Source organism: Mesorhizobium sp. Arg314 (assembly GCF_053714275.1).
In genome coordinates this window covers 1-281 of sequence record NZ_JBSKBP010000335.1, presented here as the reverse complement: position 1 = coordinate 281, position 281 = coordinate 1, and the positions used below count along the sequence as shown (strand labels likewise).

Annotated in this window: 1 pseudogene; it reads right to left on the bottom strand. The window is 62.6% G+C overall.

Features of this window, described 5'->3' with window-relative positions:
- Positions 1 to 281, bottom strand: a pseudogene (locus ACWGS9_RS36185) (IS110 family transposase); the annotation flags it as partial.

Below are 281 nucleotides of genomic sequence, written 5' to 3'. Positions count from 1 at the left end.
GTGCCGAAGGAGCGGATGAAGCTCTTGACCTTGAGCGTGTCGGCGCGATGGCAGGCGATGCCGGCGCGCAGGCACTCCTCGAGCAGCAAGCCTTCGTGACCGCCGGTCGGCTCGCACACGACAAGGTCTATGTGTTTGTAGCTCTTGAGGAAGGCGCGGATCACCTTGCGCTGATTGGCGATGGTGCGGGTGGTGGTGCCGTCACAGACGGTGACGGTGTCCTTGGCGATGTCGAAGCCGAGGCACATTTGCGGTTGTTGGTGCAGGAAGGCCATGCTGGT